The 900-nt window shown below is 73.3% G+C and carries 2 protein-coding genes; both read left to right on the top strand.

What is annotated here, in order from left to right; translation table 11 throughout:
- Positions 1-641 (top strand): Mu transposase domain-containing protein (locus H6A15_RS10190; protein ID WP_428840712.1); only part of this gene is annotated, 641 nt, incomplete at its 5' end.
- The coding region (locus tag H6A15_RS10185) for an ATP-binding protein (protein ID WP_239462513.1) at positions 638-900 on the top strand (263 nt) is incomplete at its 3' end. The genes H6A15_RS10190 and H6A15_RS10185, both read left to right, overlap by 4 nt.

Below are 900 nucleotides of genomic sequence, written 5' to 3'. Positions count from 1 at the left end.
TCGGCGGGGACGGCAGGCGGGCGCGCGACCCGCGCGTCGAGCGCTTCTCCCGCGAGGCCGGCTTCCGCATCGTGCTCTGCGCGCCGAGGACGCCCCAGACCAAGGGCAAGGTGGAGAGCGCGAACCGCTTCCTCTCGAGGCTCCTCGCCTACGAGGGGGACTTCGACGGCTGGGAGGGCCTCGACGAGGCGATAGCGCGCATCGAGCGCCGCAGCAACGAGGAGCCCAACGGCACCACCGGCGTGCCCCCGGAGCTGCTGTTCATGCGGGAGAAGGACGCGCTCAGGCCGCTGGGCAACCGCCGGCTGCTCGAGTCGATGCTCGGCGACGTCTCCTACCAGGAGGTGCCGGCCACGATGCTCGTCCGCTGCGCCGGCCGCGAGTTCTCGGTGCCCAGGCGAATGATCGGGCGCCGCGCCAGGCTCGTGCTGTCGGCCGACGGGGTCCTCAGGGTCTACGACGGCGGCGACCTCGCCGCCGTGCACGACACGCGCGCCCCGGGCGGCCCGATCGTCTACGACCCCGCCCACTACGCCGAGGCGCTCGAGGGCAAGCGGTGGCGCGCCGACGGCGACATCGAGGAGGCCGCGCGCCGCAACCTCGAGCTGCTCGACGCGCTCGGAGGGGGCGGTGCCGCATGAGCGCCCCGCTGGTCGAGGCCAGCGCGCCGGAGCGGGCGCGCAACAACCTCGAGGAGCTCGGTCTCGACGCGATGGCGGCCTCGGCCGCCGAGTACTCCGCCCTGGTCGCCTCGGGCTCCAAGACCTTCGCGCAGGCCCTGATGGAGATGACGGACGCCCAGGTCGCGGCGGTGAGGGCCCGCGACCTGGACCGCAGGGTCGAGAAGGCGAACTTCCCCTACGTGAAGACGCTCGCCGACTTCGACTTCTCGTTCCAGCC

This window comes from Enorma phocaeensis, from assembly GCF_016901575.1.
GTDB classification, from domain to species: Bacteria; Actinomycetota; Coriobacteriia; order Coriobacteriales; family Coriobacteriaceae; genus Limicola; species Limicola phocaeensis_A.
Note: the sequence above shows the minus strand (reverse complement) of the source record. Positions and strands in the feature narration are given on the sequence as shown.